Origin of the sequence: Prevotella sp. lc2012 (genome assembly GCF_900107065.1) — a bacterium.
In the GTDB taxonomy this organism is placed as follows: domain Bacteria; phylum Bacteroidota; class Bacteroidia; order Bacteroidales; family Bacteroidaceae; genus Prevotella.
In genome coordinates this window covers 391,356-410,951 of sequence record NZ_FNUF01000003.1, presented here as the reverse complement: position 1 = coordinate 410,951, position 19,596 = coordinate 391,356, and the positions used below count along the sequence as shown (strand labels likewise).

At 46.7% G+C, this 19,596-nt stretch carries 13 protein-coding genes; 2 read left to right on the top strand and 11 right to left on the bottom strand.

The window, feature by feature from the left end; genetic code table 11:
• Positions 1-69: 69 nt before the first annotated feature.
• The 3 genes from recA to BLU99_RS08285 all read right to left on the bottom strand — a co-directional run bounded on the left by recA (position 70) and on the right by BLU99_RS08285 (position 3,188).
• Positions 70-1,086, bottom strand: a complete 1,017-nt coding sequence (recA, locus tag BLU99_RS08295) for a recombinase RecA (RefSeq protein ID WP_091900961.1) — start codon at positions 1,084-1,086, stop codon at positions 70-72.
• A 26-nt stretch (positions 1,087-1,112) separates the two neighbouring features.
• Positions 1,113-2,351 carry a saccharopine dehydrogenase family protein gene (locus BLU99_RS08290; protein ID WP_091900960.1) on the bottom strand — a complete coding sequence of 413 codons (1,239 nt, stop codon included), beginning with the start codon at positions 2,349-2,351 and terminating at the stop codon, positions 1,113-1,115.
• A gap of 231 nt (positions 2,352-2,582) precedes the next feature.
• On the bottom strand, positions 2,583-3,188 hold the full coding sequence (locus BLU99_RS08285; RefSeq protein ID WP_091900959.1) for a DUF6621 family protein: 606 nt from the start codon (positions 3,186-3,188) through the stop codon (positions 2,583-2,585).
• Between the two features lie 175 nt (positions 3,189-3,363).
• Between BLU99_RS08285 and rhaD the strand changes: the two genes are divergently transcribed.
• Positions 3,364-4,173, top strand: a complete 810-nt coding sequence (gene rhaD / locus BLU99_RS08280; RefSeq protein WP_091900958.1) for a rhamnulose-1-phosphate aldolase — start codon at positions 3,364-3,366, stop codon at positions 4,171-4,173.
• Positions 4,174-4,259: 86 nt separating this feature from the next.
• Here the strand turns inward: rhaD and BLU99_RS08275 are convergent, their stop codons facing one another.
• The 4 genes from BLU99_RS08275 to BLU99_RS08260 all read right to left on the bottom strand — a co-directional run bounded on the left by BLU99_RS08275 (position 4,260) and on the right by BLU99_RS08260 (position 9,583).
• Positions 4,260-5,594, bottom strand: coding sequence for a FimB/Mfa2 family fimbrial subunit (locus BLU99_RS08275; protein ID WP_091900956.1), 1,335 nt, complete (start codon positions 5,592-5,594; stop codon positions 4,260-4,262).
• A gap of 130 nt (positions 5,595-5,724) precedes the next feature.
• Positions 5,725-6,759: an L-rhamnose/proton symporter RhaT gene (locus tag BLU99_RS08270; protein WP_091900955.1), complete on the bottom strand. Its 1,035-nt coding sequence runs from the start codon at positions 6,757-6,759 to the stop codon at positions 5,725-5,727.
• Between the two features lie 28 nt (positions 6,760-6,787).
• Positions 6,788-8,038 carry an L-rhamnose isomerase gene (locus tag BLU99_RS08265; RefSeq protein ID WP_091900954.1) on the bottom strand — a complete coding sequence of 417 codons (1,251 nt, stop codon included), beginning with the start codon at positions 8,036-8,038 and terminating at the stop codon, positions 6,788-6,790.
• A 33-nt stretch (positions 8,039-8,071) separates the two neighbouring features.
• Positions 8,072-9,583, bottom strand: coding sequence for a rhamnulokinase (locus BLU99_RS08260; RefSeq protein WP_091900953.1), 1,512 nt, complete (start codon positions 9,581-9,583; stop codon positions 8,072-8,074).
• Positions 9,584-9,773: 190 nt separating this feature from the next.
• Between BLU99_RS08260 and nhaD the strand changes: the two genes are divergently transcribed.
• Entirely contained in the window at positions 9,774-11,105 is a 1,332-nt protein-coding gene (gene nhaD / locus BLU99_RS08255; protein WP_091900952.1) for a sodium:proton antiporter NhaD, read from the top strand.
• Positions 11,106-11,108: 3 nt separating this feature from the next.
• On the opposite strand, the gene BLU99_RS08250 is transcribed toward nhaD, so the two are convergent.
• From BLU99_RS08250 to BLU99_RS08235, 4 genes are read right to left on the bottom strand one after another with little or no spacing between them, the layout of a single operon-like run.
• A complete protein-coding gene (locus BLU99_RS08250) occupies positions 11,109-11,978 on the bottom strand; it encodes an AraC family transcriptional regulator (RefSeq protein ID WP_091900951.1) in 870 nt (289 codons plus the stop codon).
• A gap of 12 nt (positions 11,979-11,990) precedes the next feature.
• Positions 11,991-14,735, bottom strand: coding sequence for an ATP-binding protein (locus BLU99_RS08245; protein ID WP_091900950.1), 2,745 nt, complete (start codon positions 14,733-14,735; stop codon positions 11,991-11,993).
• Between the two features lie 19 nt (positions 14,736-14,754).
• Positions 14,755-17,517, bottom strand: coding sequence for an ATP-binding protein (locus BLU99_RS08240; RefSeq protein ID WP_176771090.1), 2,763 nt, complete (start codon positions 17,515-17,517; stop codon positions 14,755-14,757).
• Positions 17,514-19,592: an ATP-binding protein gene (locus tag BLU99_RS08235; RefSeq protein ID WP_091900948.1), complete on the bottom strand. Its 2,079-nt coding sequence runs from the start codon at positions 19,590-19,592 to the stop codon at positions 17,514-17,516. The genes BLU99_RS08240 and BLU99_RS08235 overlap by 4 nt, the downstream gene beginning before the upstream one ends.
• Between the last annotated feature and the right edge of the window lie 4 nt (positions 19,593-19,596).

Genomic DNA, 19,596 nt, shown 5'->3' with positions numbered 1-19,596 from the left:
TCTATACGATAATAATCAGAGCCGTCCTATAAGGGCGGCTCTGATTATTATTTGCTTATTAACGGACTTTTACTTTTTGTCGGAGATGGCTTGCATAATCTGTGCCTCCAACTCTTCGCAAAGTTCAGGATTGTCTTTCAGCAATTCTTTTGTGGCATCACGACCCTGTGCCAGTTTGGAATCCTGATAGAAGAACCACGAACCGCTCTTCTTGATGAGACCATATTCGACGCCGAGATCAACGATCTCACCAATCTTTGAGATGCCTTCTCCGAAGAGAATCTCAAATTCACAGCGACGGAAGGGAGGTGCCACCTTGTTCTTAACGACCTTTACCTTGGTGAGGCTTCCTATCACTTCATCACCATCTTTGATGACAGATGACTTGCGGATATCCAGACGGACGGAAGCATAGAACTTCAGTGCATTACCACCTGTAGTCGTCTCCGGGTTACCAAACATGATACCAATCTTCTCGCGCAACTGGTTGATGAAGATACATGTGGTATTCGTCTTTGAAATGGTTGATGTCAGCTTCCTAAGCGCCTGACTCATCAGTCGCGCTTGTAGACCGACGGCAGAGTCACCCATGTCACCCTCAATCTCTTTCTTTGGTGTCAGGGCGGCAACGGAGTCGATGACGATAATATCAATGGCCGATGATCGGATTAGTTGATCGGCAATCTCCAAAGCCTGCTCACCATTGTCTGGCTGTGAGACATACAGGTTTTTGATGTCTACGCCCAATTTCTCTGCATAGAAACGGTCGAAGGCATGCTCTGCATCAATGAAGGCAGCGATACCACCGGCTTTCTGCGCCTCAGCGATAGCATGAATAGCAAGCGTGGTCTTACCAGATGACTCAGGGCCAAAGATCTCAATGATTCTTCCCTTGGGATAACCACCTACACCAAGTGCAGCATTCAGACCAATACTTCCTGTTGGGATTACCTCTACGTTTTCAATCTGTTCGTCACCCATTCTCATGATGGAGCCTTTGCCGAAGTCTTTTTCAATCTTCGACATGGCTGCCTGTAAGGCTTTTAACTTGCCCTCCTGAGGGCTCATCGTTTCTTCTTTTGCCATAGTTTTTTAAATTTAAGCGTTATAAATTATAGTTCCAGGTCTCCGTCGAACACTTCGTGCCAAGGGAGTCCTTGCTTGTTGAGTTGCTCCATGAAAGGATCGGGATCGAAATCCTCTACGTTCCAAACACCAGGCTTCTTCCAGATGCCTTTGATAAACATCATGGCACCAATCATGGCAGGTACGCCAGTGGTATAGCTTACACCCTGCATACCAGTTTCCTTATATGCCTCCTGATGCTTACAGTTGTTGTATACGTAGTAGGTGTGTTCTTTCCCGTCTTTGATACCACGGATGCGGCAACCGATAGAGGTCTCTCCCTCGTAATTCTCACCTAGGTCTTGCGGATTTGGCAGAACGGCCTTTAGGAACTGCAGGGGTACTATTTTTACCTTGGCAGTTTTTCCTGAGCCATCAGCGAGTGGCGCCTCATATTCAATCTCATCAATACGACTCATACCGATGTTCTGAATCACGTCAAGATGCTTCAAGTATTGTTCGCCGAAGGTCATCCAGAAACGTCCTTGCTTAATGGTCGGATAGTTTTTGACAAGCGATTCCAGCTCCTCATGGTGCAACAGATAACTCTCACGCGGACCGATATTGGGGTAAGTCAGGGGCTTGTGAATCTCAAGTGGCTCGGTCTCAATCCACTGCCCGTCCTTATAATAGAGTCCTTTCTGGGTGATTTCCCGGATGTTGATTTCCGGATTGAAGTTCGTTGCGAAGGCATGATGATGATCACCTGCGTTACAATCGACGATGTCGAGATAATGGATCTCGTCGAAATGATGCTTGGCGGCATAGGCCGTATATACACCACTGACACCTGGGTCGAAACCACAGCCAAGAATCGCTGTCAGACCAGCCTGCTCGAAGCGGTCTTTGTAAGCCCATTGCCAGGAGTATTCGAAGTGTGCCTCATCCTTCGGCTCGTAGTTGGCCGTATCAAGGTAGTTGCAACCACATGCGAGACAGGCATCCATAATGGTGAGATCCTGATAGGGTAGGGCCAGGTTGATAACAAGTTCTGGCTTGTAGTCACAGAAGAGAGCCTTCAGTTGTTCCACATCATCGGCATCAACCTGTGCTGTCTTGATGTCCATATCGTAGCCTGCCTTATGGATATCCGCCACAATCTTATCACACTTAGCCTTACGACGGCTAGCTATCATGAAGTCTGTAAAAACGTCAGCATTCTGCGCAATCTTGAATGCCGCCACCGTAGCAACGCCTCCGGCGCCAATCATTAATACTCTTCCCATTGTTAATTCCTCATCTTTAATAGTTTGTTGTACAGGATTATTTCGCCGAGCAAGTCAGAAGTCACGGAAGGTGTCCGTTTGCTCCCCAGTCTTTTTGGAAGCTAAATCCTCTCGAAAATCTCTGTCAAGTCTGTATTCTTTTCCCATTTATGTCTACTCTGTATTAATCCAACGATTCTTTCACTCAGTTCTCTTGCATCCCGTTCTTGGTTAGTTCAAAACATCTAACCACTAACTGACTTCGTTCAGCTCCGCAGAGGAAATCCCTAATGCAGCCATCAGCGAATACCCAAGTATTTCCTGACGATAATTTCCTCCAGGCATTGGCTGCATGGCGAAGACTGTAATTCGTTTTTCGTCGTCATCCAGTCGGTTGAGTGCTTCACGTACCTGCTGAAAGGTGTTATCTTCGGCATTGGGTATGACCATGATCCTACGCACCTCTTTCTGAGCGGCTGTCAGTTGCAAGATTTCCGTGAAAAAATCTTCCCCTCCGGCGATATCCTCTATGGGATAGGCGCTAATGGAGAACTCACCGAGGTGATCCTTGAATGCTTTTCCATTCAACTCTTCAGCATAGTTGCCTGGTGTAAAGTTCTCCATATTTCCTCTTCCTTTCCGATGAATCAATACAACCAATGTTTCATGCTCTCCTTCGCGGATTCCTCCATCAAGAGCGACACAGTCTATCCATCTGGCAAAGTCGGCTTTGGGTATCCGACGTCCTATCATCCGCTCGAAGTTCACAATAAGGTCAAATGCAACTTTATCAACGTAATCAGCGTCAACCAATATCACATTCTCACTCCACTTGGTCTCTTGTAGGTTGTTGTTCATATGTGGCTACAAAGATAGTGCAATTTGAGCGGAACTCCAAATTTTTTCCAGTTTTTCCTCGGAGATTGATTTAAATCAAATGAAAAATCATAAATTGGGGCTCAAATATCAAATATTGTGGTCGGTTGCCTATAATTCGGACTACCTTTGCATCACCTTTTATATTTATAGAGGCATGAAGAGTATATTGGAAAGACGTCCGTCTTTGAAGGCGGAGATAGATAAAGTCGCAGAGGTGGCAGGATATCTGTGGCAGAATGGTTGGGCTGAACGTAACGGTGGTAATATCACAGTTAACGTCACAGCGTATGCCGATGATGAGATAGCCCGGCTGCCGGCAATCAGCGATGTGAAGCCGATTGGTGTTACGCTCCCTGCCTTGAAGGGATGTTATTTCTATTGTAAAGGAACGGGTAAGCGTATGCGTGATTTGGCTCGTTGGCCAATGGCTAATGGTAGTATCATCCGTATTCTCGACGATTGCGCCTCCTATGTGATTGTTGCCGATCAGATGGTCATGCCTACGAGCGAGTTACCTAGTCATTTGACTGTCCATGCCCGTCTGATAGAAACAGGAAGCAGTTATAAGGCAACAGTTCATACACATCCTATCGAGTTGGTTGCGATGAGCCACAATAGGACTTTTCTCGCTAAGGATGTGCTGACCAAAATCTTGTGGTCCATGATTCCTGAGACGAAGGCATTCTGTCCATTAGGTCTAGGTATTGTTCCCTACACCTTACCAGGTTCTAAAGAATTGGCGGATGCAACATTGAAGGAGTTGGAGGACTATGATGTCGTAATGTGGGAAAAACATGGCGTTTTCGCTAAGGGACTTGATGTCATGGATGCTTTTGATCAGATAGATGTGCTCTCGAAGAGTGCCAAGATCTATATCAATGCCCGTGCCATGGGTTTTGAGCCTGAGGGTATGAGTGATGAACAGATGGCAGAGATGACACGGGCATTTAACTTGCCGAGGTAAGGAAACAAACAACTACTAAATATATATAATCAAGATGATCCTCGGAGCAGTGATGTTCTGAGGATCTTTTTTGAGATATATTGTCCTTAGAAAGTGATTGTGGTCACGGGACGGAGATATGCAATTGATGCGATGTCCTTATTGAGTTCTATTTCCCCAGAATTATCGCTGAAACATGCATAGGAGTTGCCGTTGTCATATAGGTAACTGGCTTTATTGGCACTATTCATAAAGAAGATGACTTTTGCACCGTTTGGATACCTCGCGTCTTTCGCGGCATAGAGAAGTATCGCTTCTGAAAGGGTCGGAAGCCTCCACGTTGCATCAATTCCGTCAACGGTCCATTCTGCAAGTCTTGCCTTTATTTTTTCTTCCTTAACGTTTTGGGAGTCGTTGGTCTCTAGAAACCTGTTTTCTTTTAGCGGAGATAATAGTGTAACTTGGTTGCCATTCACTGCTAGCACATAGCATTCTTTGTAGAAAGAACCAGCTTTGAGAGTGTTGTTCGAGACTGTTGTTTCTTCTTCTTCATCATCGTCGTCTGTCAGGTTTTTGCTGCCTGTCTCGTCGAAACGGAATTTAATAGATTTTTCTCCAGCCCAGGTCACCCCTGTCATCGTCCCGCTGAGTCTCACGTTAGAGCCATAGTGGTTATCGGCATACTGACCTTCAATGTTGATCTTGTAGTTGGCAGTCAGTTCCTCGGCACAGGTGTATGAGTAGTGGTTGTTACCGATGTTTACGGTGATGGTTGGTTTACCGACTGACGGCATGGCATAGATATCAGCTATCCTTTCTTTCCAGGTGCTTCCGTCCGTCTGTCTCTTCAAAGGTATAGTAATACTGCCGTTCTCTCCCTGCCAACTTCTGTTCAGCAAAAGTGACTCATAGAGGGGTGAGATGCTCACGCTGACATCTGTAACCATGTCTGGTACGTCTTTGATGACAATGCTTTTGATGCGTATGACCTTACGCTCCATACCCAATGTCAATAGATTGGTGTCATTGGCAGAAAGTGTGACCGTAGCATGCCCTGTCATCAGATCGTCAAGCATTTTTCCTTCCTGGGGGCGGATGATGGATGTCTTGGATGCATTTTCTTGTGTTGGTAGGACTAGTCGACTATCTTCTGCCCCACCAATGGCATATATGTCATATACGCCTACTGGCAGGTCAATGGAGAAAGGTGTCTCCTCATCCTCAAGTGTCTGGATTGTAACACATTTCCCATCAGAGGCGAATACATAGAGTCTGACGGGGGTCGCGATGAAGGTATCTTCCGAATCGTCGATTCCACGTGTCTGGATTGTCAGACGACTATTCGCTTCATCCGAATCCTCGATTAATACTTCCTTGCCGCAACTGCACAAGGTCAATAAACCATATACGATGGTGAGAAAAGATACAAGAAATGATTTCATTGGTCTTTCGTTTTTTAGTTTAGAGATAATGTTAGCAACGCATGGGAATCCTATAATCCCGTTTGCAAAGGTATGAAAAAATCCTGAAACATACAAATATTTCAGGATTTTTTTATGAACTGGTTGTATATCAGATTAGTTGGGGAAGAAAACAGGAGATGACAAGCACCACAATACCAATGGTGAGTACGATGATCGTCTTCTGTGAACAACCCTTCCATTCCTTAAGGATGATGCCCCAGACATTGGAGAAGACAACGTTGAGAGCCATCAGAATACAGAACGCAAGTGTAAGTAGTGTTGGCGACTCGGCGAGAAAGCCTTTGCCAAGAGCTAGCCCAAAGAACTGCGAGTACCATAATGTGCCGGCCAACAGACAGAACAATAGGTTATTGCCCCAAACGGCAGTCTTCTTGTAGTCGCCCCATGTGCCATTCTTCTGGTTCTGCCAGAAACAATAAATGGCATTGGTGATGAAACCTCCTAAGGTGACGAGTAGCGTAGCTGGTAGTGTGCGATACATGGGGGCTGTCAACTCACCGAAATTAATGCCCTTGCCGAACTCCAATCCAACATTGAAGCATCCGCTCATGAAACCTGCCAACAAAGCAATCGCAAGTCCTTTTGGGAAATTGAAGTCTTTTACGGCGGCTTTCTTCTCTTCCTCCGAAAGCGTGGCCGCTTTCATTGAGCCGGCAATGCCAATGATGGCAATGCCAATAAGGGTTACAACAACACCGAGAATGACGGCGAATGTCAACGATTCCAACGCATTGAGATCCGGGAAGAAAATGTTGAGTAAAACAGGTCCGAGAATAGTCCCAAGACCAGCACAGGTGCCGAGGGCTATCGACTGTCCGAGAGCTACACCAAGGTAACGCATGGAGAGACCAAATGTCAGTCCACCTATACCCCAAAGCACACCAAAGAAGATGGTCATCCATATGTTGAACGACTGTTCTGTAGTGAACAGTTCCCAAAGGGAGTGCCCTGCCGGTACGGCCAACAGTGCACCGAGAAAAGGCAGTATTAGCCAAGCAAACACACCTTGTATAACCCAATACGACTCCCATGACCAATCTTTGATCTTGTTGATGGGAACGTAACAACTGCTTTGGCAGAATGCACCGATGGCAATGATGAACAAACCAATGATAATATTCATAACATCATCGTTTTAGTCGTCGTAATTGTTATCTTTTTGAAGTAACATTTTTCTCGTATTGTTGAATGGCTGCGATGTATTCTTCGCCAACAGGTACATTATTCTTCAGGTTGAAGTAGTCGAATACAGCACCGAATGGCATGCTCTTGGCCTCCTCCATTAGAGCAAGACGCTCAAAATTCTGGCCGTTGTCCTCATACTCGCATAACTTAGCTTTTGGCTCAAGTAGTGCCTGCAGGATGCATTTCTGTGTGGCACGAGTACCGATGATGTATGCACCGATGCGATTGATGCTGGCGTCAAAATAATCCAAGCCAACATGGGCGCGGTCAAGAGCGTCGCAACGGACAAGCTCCTTGAAGAGGTCGAGGGTCTGGTCGTTCATGATGGTAACGTGGTCCGAGTCCCAACGTACAGGACGTGATACATGCAGCATGAGTTCGGGTACGTACATCAGCAGAGTGGAAACAAAATCGCTAACGTTTTCGGTCGGCTCGTAGTGCCCGGTGTCAAGGGTGTACATCTGTTTGCGGGTAGCGCAATAGGCTGTGTAGAAGTCGTGCGACCCAACAGTATAGCTTTCAAGTCCAATGCCGAACAATTTTGCTTCGAAGCAGTTTTTGACACCATCAAGTTTCTCCGTCATAATCTCATCGAGTGATGAGGCTAGAATCTCACGGTATTTCTTGCGCTGAACGGGGATGTCCTTGGAACCATCGTGTACCCAGATGTTCATGATACAGGGATCGTTCTGGGCCTTACCCATCGCATCAGCGATATGTCGGCAGCGCTTTGTGTGTTCAATCCAGAAATCACGAATACCTTTGTCGGGATTTGAGAGGGTCAGTTCGCCGCTCTTAGGATGTGAGAATGAGGTGGAATTGAAATCGAGTTTCATGTTATTCTCTTTTGCCCAGTCAATCCAACTTTGGAAATGTTTTACTTCCACCTGGTCGCGATCAACGAATTGCCCTCCGAAGTCACCGTAGATTTCATGGAGGTTCAAACGGTGATTGCCAGCAATTAGGGTCTTTACGAACTCAATGTCCTGGCGTACCTCATCAATATTGCGGGCACGACCAGGATAGTTTCCCGTAGTCTGTATTCCGCCGCTGAGTGCCTCATTACGCTCAAAACCGACAACATCGTCGGTTTGCCAGCAGTGCAGGGATATCTGTTGCTTCTGAAGCTTGTCAAGTACGGCGTCGGTGTCGATACCGATAGCGGCATAGCGCTCTTTCGCTACGGCATACGCTTTTTCAATTAGATCTGCTTTCATAGAGTTTGTTTCTTATAATGTATTAATGAATTCTTATCGTTTTGTGACCCTGAGATATTTGTCATAGGCAAGATCCCAAATGTCCTTATCTGTAGGTTCGAACCTCACAAGTTCAATACTGTTGGCGATAATCTGGCGCATTTCCCAGATGTCTTTGACCAGTCCAGCGGTTTTGGCCTGGAGCATGATGTTGCCAATGGCGGTGCCTTCTTGAGGTCCGGCCAAGACGGTCGTACCTGTGGCATTTGCGGTGAACTGGTTTAGATATTTGTTCTGTGACCCACCACCGATAATGTGAAGTACATCAATGGTATCTAACTTATGGCCATCGGCCGTCGATTTTTGATTGGCAAACTCTCGCAGCCACAGAAACACTTGACGGTAACGTAAGGCCAGTGAGTCGAAGATACAACGGCAGATCTCTGCCGGCGTCTCTGGAATAGGTTGCCTTGTTTGGCGACAATAGCTCTGGATGGCTTCAATCATCGAAGTAGGATTAGCAAACATGATATCATCAGGGTTGATGAGAGAGCGGAACGCCTCTGCTTTCATGGCAGAACCCTGTAACTCGGGATGAGAGAGGCTTCTCACGGCATCGGGCCATTCCTTACGGCAACACTCATAGAGCCACATTCCACAGATGTTCTTCAGAAAACGAGTCGTTCCTTCTATACCTCCTTCATTGGTAAAATTACGTTCATAACTCAGGTCATTAATGATGGGGGCTTTTGTTTCGATGCCCATCAGGCTCCAAGTGCCACTGGAAAGATAGGCAAACCGTTCATTCTTAGCAGGAACAGCTGCAACGGCACTTCCTGTGTCATGACCAGCAACGGCAATCACGGGCACAGGACCAAGTCCGGTCAGTCGTTGTGCCTCTTCGGTCAGTGTACCAATAACAGTACCGGGATCCACCATCTTCCCAAACGTGTTTTGGGCCAGTGCAAGACTGTCCAGAAGCCGCTCGTCAAACTGTTTCGTCCTTGGATCCAACAACTGAGACGTTGAGGCGATAGTATACTCGCAGACCTTCTTGCCAGTAAGCATCCAACTTAGAGCGTCAGGCATGAATAGGATTTCTTTTGTGCTATTCAAGGCGGAGTTCTTTTCCTGTCTCATGGCATAGAGTTGGAAAAGCGTGTTGAAGTTCATGAGCTGGATACCCGTGATGTCGTATATTTCTCTCTTCGATATAACCTGCCTGAGGTAATCGTTCATGGCATTAAAGGTGATAGGATCTCGGTATGCACGAGGATTCCTGAGGATGGCGTCGTCGTCACCGATCATCACAAAATCTACGCCCCAGGTGTCAATTCCGATACTGGTAATCTTGATGTCTCGTCTAACCACCTCTCTCAGACCACTTATCATTTCAAGGTAGAGCGCATGGATGTCCCAATAAAAATGCCCACCCTGTTCAATAAGGTGATTATGAAAACGGGTAATCTCTTCCAGAGTGAGAGAACCGTTTTCTATACTTCCGATGATGGTTCTGCCACTGGTAGCACCCAAGTCGACCGCAAAGAAATAATTCTTGCTTTTCATTTTGTTTCCTGATTTGATTAGCAGTTGGATGAATTGATGGCAAAGGTACAGGATTTTCAATCAGCCTACCATGACTATTTGATTTTTGCACATGAATTTTTGATAAACAGCTTTTTTTTACTTTATACCTTTTATTTCTCATGTCTTTTTCGTACCTTTGCACCGTCATTTTAAATATCATAAAAACGCTATGTCGACATTAACAGTATTGATCGTCGTTATTTTCTGTATAGGATACCTCTGTATCGCTTTGGAAAGTCTGACAAGAATTAATAAGGCAGCTATTGCGCTGCTGATGTGTGTGTGCTGCTGGACTCTGCTGATGATGGGACCAGCATCATATTATCCAGAGGTCGGAGGATGTGAGATAATGCATCATATCAGTGAGGTGATAGAACATCATCTGGGTGATGCTGCTGGTACGCTTTTCTTCCTGATGGGAGCCATGACTATTGTTGAAATCGTTGATTCGAATGGGGGCTTCAACTTCGTTCGTGATACGATGAAAACACGCTCCAAGCGGAAACTCATGTGGCGGATGGCCTTTATGACCTTCTTTCTCTCTGCCATTCTTGATAATCTGACGACATCGATCGTTATGATTATGGTTTTGCGAAAACTTGTACAGAGTCGAGAGGACCGCATGATCTATGCCGCGTTGGTTATTATATCAGCCAATTCTGGAGGTGCATTCTCGCCTATTGGAGATGTCACGACTATCATGCTATGGATTAAAGGGGTGATTACCACGCAAGGGGTGCTTACTGAGATATTTATTCCTTCGCTTGTTTCTATGTTGGTGCCGGCTTTTATCCTTCAGTATCAACTCCAAGGAAAATTCGACAAAGAGCAGAACCTGCCGAAAGCCGATGTAAGTCTGTTCACGAAGAAACAACGTTATACCATTTTCTGGCTTGGCGTGGGTGGTCTCTGCTTCGTACCGGTCTTTAAGACAATTACTCACCTGCCACCATTTATGGGTATCCTTCTGGTCCTTGGTGTTCTGTGGACTGTGACGGAGATCTTCCACTATAATACTGCCGAAGACGATACGATGGCAAAGCGCGTTAGTGACCTGTTATCGAAGATCGACCTCTCAACGATCATGTTCTTCCTTGGCATTCTTATGGCGGTGGCTGTGCTGCAAGAGGTTGGCGTTCTTACTGCCCTAGGTGAGGGACTTAACGAGGCATTCGCAGGTAACTACTATGTTATTAACGGTATTATCGGAATCTTATCTTCGATTGTCGACAATGTGCCGTTGGTGGCGGGTTGTATGGGTATGTATCCCGTAGTAGCAGAAGGGGCGATGGCTGTCGACGGTATCTTCTGGCAACTGTTGGCCTATTGCGCAGGTGTCGGCGGTTCCATGCTGATTATCGGCTCTGCCGCAGGTGTCGTCGTCATGGGACTGGAGAAGATTACCTTTGGCTGGTATATGAAGAAGATTACGTGGATTGCCTTTGTGGGCTATCTCGCGGGTATTCTTGTTTACTGGCTGCAGCGTATGCTTCTGTTCTGAAGCCTATTTGCTTTTGACTTCGCTGGGCTTACAGCCCATCTTTGCCTTAAATTTGGCGGAGAAATAATCTGGACTCTCGAAGTTCAGACGGTAGGCGATCTCCTTGATGCTATAATCGGTGGTCGTCAGAAGTTCCTTGGCACGTTGTAGTCTGAGTTCTTGTTGGTAAGTTGCCGGCGAAAGACCAGTATATTCTTTGAAGAGTTTACGGAAGTTGCTGTAGCTGACCCCCATCTCCTCTGCCACTTGCTGAATGGTGAGATTGCTTTCCAGCGATTCACGGATTCGAAGACGTGCTTTGTTGACCATGTTCACCTGCGTCTGGTTCTTGCCTAACTCGATATTTCTTTCGAGCGAGTACATAAGTCCGATGAGGTTGTTGACGATACCTGCCATGACCTGCTGGGAGTAGGCCGCCTCTTCAATGGCGGCCTCATAGGCTCGTCTATAGAGATGTTCGATCTCTGCGGAGTAGCCGATGTGATAGATGGGCTTTTCCACAGTAAGGAAGCCCGCTTTGACACGGTCGTCCATATTTCTTCCCTTGAATCCTATCCAGTGACTTTTCCAGCCTGTTCTGGCATCGGGATGGTAGGTGTGCCACTCTCCCGGGAATAGCAAGAACATATCGCCGGCCTTCAGACGGGTAGGGGGGCAATGGGCACTTTCGAAGATCCCACTTCCTTCAGGGTTATAGAGCAACTGGTATTCATTCAGTATACGACCTTTCTCCACGTTGAAGTAGTAGCCGTCGGCATGTCCTATCGTTGGATAGGAATCATCTGGTGCAATCTCCTCGTAGCCAACGGTGCTGACAGAGAGTCCCCATTGGGCATCACGCTCGTTTGCAAGAAGATATTTACTTGTTTGCATGGCTGTTTCTTTTTAAGATGTGATATCTCGCGGTGTCCACAGCCAGAACCTGGAACCTTGTCCAGAACCTTCTGATGTGACACCGATCTTTCCACCACAGTGTTCAGCGATGGCTTTGCAGATACTGAGTCCAAGGCCCGTACCTTGAACAAAGTCGTTGAGTTTGACAAATCGTTCGAAGACCGAGTCCTGTTTTTCTTTGGGGATGCCGGCACCTGTATCCTCGCAATAGTAATAGATGCCTCCATCCTCTTCATGATAGCCCACTTTAATATATCCTTCGCGAGTATATTTTACGGCATTTGTCACGAAGTTCGTAAGTACCTGTTGAATTCGTCCGATATCAAGGGTCGCAGGATAAGTCGTGTATGGGTTGTCTTTGATGAACTTCACATGAGGACCTTGTACTCGTTGCGCCAGTGTCTGACAGATGTCATCAAATGCCGTCGCAAAATCCACCTTTGTAGGTTTGATGGCTAATGATTGTCCCATGTTAGATGCTTCAAGAATATCATTGATCAGGCGCATGAGCATCTCACAGTTATTACGGATGATGCGAATGAACTCCATCCGTTCCTCAGAACTGTCAACCACGGGTAACAGGTCACTGAAGCCCACAATGGCATTCAATGGTGTCCGGATCTCATGGGTCATATTGGCAAGGAACGCACTCTTCATCTTGCCAGAGTCTTCCGCACGTTTCGTTTCTTCTATGAGTTTCTGTTGTGTAACCATCAGATTCGTGATATTACGTGCGATGCCGAAGTATTTGATTAATGTACCATCTTTGTCAAAGGTCGGAACACCACTGATGGAATACCACACCGTTTCTTCCTCAAGTGGGGTATACTTGTAACGGTGGATGGCATTATAGGGCTTCTTAGTCGCCACACACTCCTTGATACCGTTGAGGAGCGTCTCACGATCTTTCTCATCAACACCTTTGAAAAACTCTTCAAGCGTCTCATGATATTCTGTCTTGTGAGTAGTGCGGGTGAAGTTGATGACATTCTTTTCCGGATCAAAATGCCAGATGAACATCTGACTGTTCTCCAACAAGTAGTTTAACTGCTTCTCGTAGTGACTGATGGTCTCATTGGCTTTTTGTATATTTGCATCGTGACGACGCTGCTCCAGATACATAATACGCTCTTCTGACAGATCGCGTGCTGTCACCACATAGAATCGCAGTTCATCATTGTTGTCAAAGGTAGGACGTACCTTGAACTCGATATACTTGTCAATGCCATACTCTGGGTAGTGCATTTTCTGACATACGTGGAAATTCTCATGACTTTTAGGGTCGAACTGACCTTTGAGAAGTGGAACATCAAACAGACACACCTGATGAAAGTATGCTTCAATCTGCTCGTCGAAATCGCAGAGGCGCTTCATATTCTCATTGGTGTCAAGAAGGATTCCATTCTTGTCGTAGATCGACATGGCGACGAGGTTCGTACCGAACATCTTCAAGTATTTACTTGCTGTCTCACTGTTCACACGCTCCTCCTCGATTTCCTTACTGATATCTTTAATGGAATATACGATGTAGCGCGGCTTTCCGTCTTCGTATTCAACAACAGTATTGCCACGCAGGTATCTCCAGATAGGTGCCGCCTCTGTTCCGGCATTCCAACGGCGACTGACGGCCCACTGTCGACTGCGCTCTGCTTTTTTCACCATGGCATCGTGTCCTGATCCCTTTCTGTCGTCAGGGTGGAAATGCTTGATGAGTTCTTCTATATCCATGCCTTCCTCCGGCAGATGGTCACCGTAGATATTCTTGGCGTGTCTTGTGTGGAGATCATACTCTATGATGTAGAAGTTTCCCATGTTGAGAGCCTGCTCCATCATCTGGTTGATCTCAACGGATTGGCGTACTGCGGCTCTGACGCGGGCATGGATCAGTCGACTCAGTAACAGGGCGATAACAGTGACAATGATAATACCAGTTAGGATGATCAGAGCCAAGGGCGACGTGTCGTTATGTACACGTTCCGGATGGAACCACTGGTCGTGGATTTTCTCCAGTTCTCCTAACTGTTCTAGTCGTGCGTATTCATCGTCGATGGCATTTATCAGCTCTTTGTCATAGCCCACGATGTGGAACTCTCCGTCTGGAATGTCAACATCGCTGAGTACGATATTATCGAGTGTCAGTTTCCTGATGGTCCATTTCAGCTGTGCTTCACTCCAAATGAAGTATTTGTGCTCTCCTTTGCTGATGTCTGCTAGAGCGGTTTTGGGCGAGAGATACTTGTAGGGTGATTCAAGTAAGTTGTCCGTGACAATCTGGTTGGAGGCATAATCATTCTCTTTTAAGATGACAGTATCTTTCTTCGTCAGATGACTGAGTGCAACAAGTGGTTGGACCTTTTTGTAAGTAGCCACCTTGACGCGGTAATAATCTATGATACTATGCGAGAGAACATAGGGACGTCCATGATATCGGTAACCCGGATCAATGATAATGTCTGCCTCGTGCCTCTCGAAGGCGGCCATAGCCTCTTCCCCTTCTGTCATCAGTACCTTGTATTGAATCTGAAGCTTGTCGAGGATGGTTCCCAGTAGTTGGATGTTATAGCCGTCAGGTTCTCCTTCATTATTGAATTCGTAAGGAGCCATGTCCCAGTTACAGGCGATGACCAGAGGGGTCTCGGCGTCGTATGCTTTTTTTAATTGCGCATGAGCGATATGAGTGCAACCGAGGAGCAGCACTAATACTGTGATGTAACGTATGAATGGTTTTCTTGTCATGTCTTCTTCCTCCTTCTTTCTACTTCCTTTCAATTTCCGAGGCCTTACATGGTATAGAGAACCAGACCGTTGTTCCTTTGCCCTCGACAGATTTGAGGCGAATGGCTCCACCCATGCGTTGGGTCAATTCGTGACAGATGCTTAGGCCAAGGCCTGTTCCCATGTCGCCTCCTGTAACAAATCGTTCGAAGATGTGCTTTTGAAGAGACTCGGGGATGCCACTTCCGTTATCTTCTATCGATACGACTAGTCGGTCGCCGATATAATCATAGCGTGCCAACACCTTTCCTGAGGCGGTATGCTGGACGGCATTCTTGATAATCTTCTCCAGAATCATTGAGAAGTTCGTGTCATCAATATCGATAATCAACCGTTTGTAGGGATTCTGGACAACATACTCCACACCTGGCTTACGATCACTGGCCCATGCCGACTCGCATTTTCCGTCAAAGACGGCCGCAAAGTCGATGGGAGCAGGGGTGATGGCGACCATGTCTGCATCCAGGCGAGAGATGAACAGGATATCGTTTATCAATTGGAGCAGTTTGTCGGAGTTGGTCTTGATCTCATGAATGAACACGGCTTCATCTTCCTCGGAATGCTCCATCTCAAAGAGTTCGGAGAAGCCTACCACCGTATTGAGTGGTGTTCGAATCTCGTAGCTCATGTTCCGCAGGAAGGCGTTCTTGATTACTTCCACCTCTTGTGCACGGAGTGTCTCTTCCGCAAGTTTGGCCTCTGCTGATTTTAGTTCGCTGATGTCGCGGCAGACACCAAAATACTCGTTAACACCGTGACCGGTCTCGTGGAGAGGGATGAAATGGAACTGCAGATATAGAGGAGAACCGTTCTTCCTGAGAATGGTCTTGACATCCGCATGGATGACTGTCGCGGCCTGATTATCCATACTGTGGAGAGCTTGCTGAACGAGTTTTCTGGACTGTTCGTGAACAAGTGCCAGCAGACGGGTCTGTGTGAGCGTAAACTCAGGCGACTCGGCTTCTCGGTAGATGGTGAGTGTATGGGTGGTCGGCTGGTATCTGCCAATGCGGATACCGCCTACACTCATGGCATAGTCGATGTTTTGTATATATCCTCTTACCTCGTCATTAGCTTCCTGCAATAGTTTGATGTTCTCCTGTTGTTGATGGTAGGAGTTCGCAACCTCTGTGATGTCGCGGCCTGTACCATAGATACCGAGCAACTGACCGTCATCGTCATGAACAGGAATCAGCTGCTGTTCATAATAGCTTTTCTCCTTGCGTCTCCACAGTTTACCGTTGTGTCCTTCTTCATCTGGCGGAATGATCTGTGTGGCATAGAAATAATCGAGATCGTCAGCTTGAAGGTCGTGAATACCTGTTACGTCGGCAATGGATATCCGCTTGGCTAACAACTCCTTGCGGTTGGTGCCGAAGGTCTCGCATGCTTTGTTATTTAGGTCATAGAGAATACCGTTGCTATCGTAATATACCATATCAACCATAGCCGTCTCAAAGATTGACTGATATCGTAGCTTTGTATCCTGAATCTTCCGCATGCGGGTGTGCTCGTCAGTCTTGTCGTTCCCTGAGCAGATAATAACCGTTGGTTTCTTGTCCTTGTCACGTTGGAAGACAGAGAGCTTGATGCTGTAGTCGCGTTCTTCTCCATCATCCTGTCTGGACCTGATGTCAAGGGCTATGGTGTGTACCTTGTCTTCTATAACTTGTTTCAAGGCTTGGTTCAGATGGAGGAAGTCATCAGCACTGTATCGGCGTGAGAACTCAAGAGAGGAGTATTCTCGTTGCGGCTTTCCGTGCTGGTCCATGACCGTGAATATCTGCGTGGCAACATGGTAGGTCCAGAATCTGACACGACTGGTTCGCATAATCAGGGTGAGCCGTTCGTTGTTCCTTTGCACATTCCTGGTCATCTTACGTTCCTGTAGTCTGTAGAAGATATAGTAGCCAAGTACGAGGACGGCGAAGAGTGCCAAGGCAGAGATGAGTTGCCATATCCAAGAGGGGATACCTGTCTCTTTCCTGTTAGGGTAGAACCACTTATTCTGGATTGGCTGTAACCGTTCTGTGGCACGGAGGACAGAGAAAACACTGTCGATACGGGCAAGCAGGTTCAGGTCTTTCGACATGAACTTATACTCTCCGTAAGGAAGATCAATAGGTGTAATCTCAAGGTTGTCCAGGTGATATCTCCAGAGTAACCATTTCAACGACATCGTGTTCCACAGGATGACACCCTCTCTCTTGGCGCTGACCTTCTGGGTGGCTTCTTTCATGTCGTTGTACGCCTCAATCTCTTTGGCCAGGTTGTGGTCCTTGATATAGTGGTGACTGAAACTCCCTTCGTGTACAATGATGGTGTGTCCCGCCAGATCGTGCTCGTTTCTGATACCTAAGTTCTTGCCCTTTGGCGATACGATACTGTGAGTGAAAAGTTGGACGATAGACTTGCTGTACGAGGAGTTTCCCCTTGAGAAGCTCGCATCCATTCGGAGCATCAGGTCTGATCTCCCTTCCTGTAAGTCTTTCTGGGCTTCCAACGTAGGCTTCAGCTTGATAATATAGGGTATGTCCAGTTCTTTAAAGATTAGTTTCAGTAGATCGACATTATAACCGTCAGGCTCACCGTTCTCGTTTAGGAAAACATAAGGCCACAGATCCCATGCGTCTTCGTAGATCAACGGACGTTCTGTCGAGTAGGATCTAGCATAATCGGCTTTCTCTTCAGCTATAGCAGACAGAGTGCACAGAAGCAGTATCAGAATCGTGAGTTTCTTCATGTATTGTCGGATGCTTGGTCGCTTTCTTTGATGGTCTCTTCCCGTTGACATGGAATCCACAGCCAGAATGTGGATCCTTGTCCTTCTCCTTCCGAAAGGATGCCGATATCTCCGTGGCATCCCTCGGCAATAGCCTTGCAGATACTAAGGCCTAAGCCCGTTCCCTGAATAAAGTCGTTGAGTTTGACAAAACGGTCGAATACCTTTTCCTGATATTCCTTTGGAATGCCAACTCCAGTATCTTCACAATAGATATACAGTCCACCGCCGTCTTTCTCTTGATATTCATATCCCACCTTGATATGCCCTTCATGGGTATATTTGATGGCGTTTGTCACAAAGTTCGTGATGACCTGCTGTATACGTCCTTTGTCAATCTTGGTGATGAACGACTTGTATGGGTTGTCTATGATGTATTGCACCTTTGGCTCCTGTACTCGTTGTGCCAGAGAGTTGCAGATGTCGTTGAAGTCCTTAGCGAAGTCGGTAGTCGTTGGCTGCACATGGATACCGTTTGTCTCCAGAGACGATACCGCAAGGATATCGTTGATCAGACGGAGCAGAATATCACAGTTGTTCATGATGACTCGTGTGATCTCTTTCTTCTCTTCTGGGGTCGTCAGCATGGGGAGCACATCCGAGAAACCTACGATGGCGTTGAGTGGCGTACGAATCTCATGTGTCATATTCGCCATGAATACGCTTTTCCTCCTGCCGGAATCGTTGGCCCGTTCTGTCTCCTGTTTCAGTTGTTCTTGTTTCTTGATGAGAACAGTGACGTTGCGGATGATGCCGTAGCAACCTACGAATTGATTGTTTCCATCATAATAAGGTACGCTATCGATGATGTTCCACTGAGGCTCATCGCTTTCGTGGAAGAGCGGACGTGTATTGCAGAGGAAGTTCCGTGGTTTATTGAAGGCGGCCTCCGGATGTTCGAACAGCAGCTTGCTGGTGTCGGATGTTGTGATAAGACAACTCTGGAAGTGCTCAAGTGTGATCTTTCTCTCTGGTCTGCTGAGTCCTCTATAGAAGGTCACTTCATTGTTGACAAAAGAACAGCGCCAGAAGCGCATGTCGCAGTTGTCCATCAGATACTGCAGCTCTCCCTCATATTGTTGGATCTTCTCGTTGGTGTCACGTATCTCCTTGTCGTTCTTCTTGTTTTGCAGGTAGAGCTCTCTTTCCTGTGTGATGTCTCGGATGGAGAACGTGATATAGACAAGTTCTTTCTTCTCATCGTAGATAGGGTGTAGTCGAAGCTCCGTGTAGCAGTTGACACCCCGTTCAATGATAACGCTCTTGGTGCAGAAATACAGCTCCTCCACATGACGGTTGTTCAGCACCTCCCTGAAAGTGGGCATGTCGTAGATGGTACGGTTGAAATAGAAAGGATCGTCCTCGGATTGGAACCTCAGGATCTCCCGCATCTTACGATTGGCTGTTATCAAGTGGCCTTCTTTGTCGTAGAAGGCCAGTCCGGCGATAGGCTGCTCAAAGATCATACGGTACTTGTCAGTCATCTGGTTCTCCTGGCGTTCCAGCAACACCTGATCCGTCTTGTCGGTGAGCGTGCAGAAGATATTGGTAGGCATCCTTCTCCTTTTGTCGGCAAACTCTACAATACCGATATCTTGGATAAATCGCCAGTAGGGTTGTCCGTCACCTCTGTTAAGATCCCATCGGAACATACATTCCTCGGTATGGCCATTCTTTATCAGTCGCTGTAGAAAGTCGATGTATATCTGACGGTCATCAGGATGAATGTACTCGAGGCTCTCTTGATAGCTGAGTCCTTTTTCTGGCAAGAAGTTACCATGCATGTTATACGCATACCTCTCTTGTATGGATAATCGGATCACATCGTTCCTGCTGACGTTCAGCGTCTGTTGCATGATTAACGCCAGATCCTTTACTCGTCGGGCATTATGCCGTATTCGCATGATGCTGATATGGGTGACCGCCCATACAAGCAGGAAGGCGACGACGGCCGATATAACCATCAGCAGGGATACGCCTTCGATGCCAGGGTTATGGTGGATATACAGTAATATGTTTGTTAGTAGTGTCATCATCTTT

What these genes read in the sequence shown, in the direction of transcription:
- BLU99_RS08290 (WP_091900960.1), bottom strand. Translation starts at nt 2,351, where the DNA reads ATGGGAAGAGTATTAATGATTGGCGCCGGAGGCGTTGCTACGGTGGCG.
- rhaD (WP_091900958.1), top strand. Translation starts at nt 3,364, where the DNA reads ATGAAGAGTATATTGGAAAGACGTCCGTCTTTGAAGGCGGAGATAGAT.
- recA (WP_091900961.1), bottom strand. Translation starts at nt 1,086, where the DNA reads ATGGCAAAAGAAGAAACGATGAGCCCTCAGGAGGGCAAGTTAAAAGCC.
- nhaD (WP_091900952.1), top strand. Translation starts at nt 9,774, where the DNA reads ATGTCGACATTAACAGTATTGATCGTCGTTATTTTCTGTATAGGATAC.
- BLU99_RS08265 (WP_091900954.1), bottom strand. Translation starts at nt 8,038, where the DNA reads ATGAAAGCAGATCTAATTGAAAAAGCGTATGCCGTAGCGAAAGAGCGC.
- BLU99_RS08270 (WP_091900955.1), bottom strand. Translation starts at nt 6,759, where the DNA reads ATGAATATTATCATTGGTTTGTTCATCATTGCCATCGGTGCATTCTGC.
- BLU99_RS08285 (WP_091900959.1), bottom strand. Translation starts at nt 3,188, where the DNA reads ATGAACAACAACCTACAAGAGACCAAGTGGAGTGAGAATGTGATATTG.
- BLU99_RS08245 (WP_091900950.1), bottom strand. Translation starts at nt 14,735, where the DNA reads ATGACAAGAAAACCATTCATACGTTACATCACAGTATTAGTGCTGCTC.
- BLU99_RS08240 (WP_176771090.1), bottom strand. Translation starts at nt 17,517, where the DNA reads ATGAAGAAACTCACGATTCTGATACTGCTTCTGTGCACTCTGTCTGCT.
- BLU99_RS08275 (WP_091900956.1), bottom strand. Translation starts at nt 5,594, where the DNA reads ATGAAATCATTTCTTGTATCTTTTCTCACCATCGTATATGGTTTATTG.
- BLU99_RS08260 (WP_091900953.1), bottom strand. Translation starts at nt 9,583, where the DNA reads ATGAAAAGCAAGAATTATTTCTTTGCGGTCGACTTGGGTGCTACCAGT.
- BLU99_RS08235 (WP_091900948.1), bottom strand. Translation starts at nt 19,592, where the DNA reads ATGATGACACTACTAACAAACATATTACTGTATATCCACCATAACCCT.
- BLU99_RS08250 (WP_091900951.1), bottom strand. Translation starts at nt 11,978, where the DNA reads ATGCAAACAAGTAAATATCTTCTTGCAAACGAGCGTGATGCCCAATGG.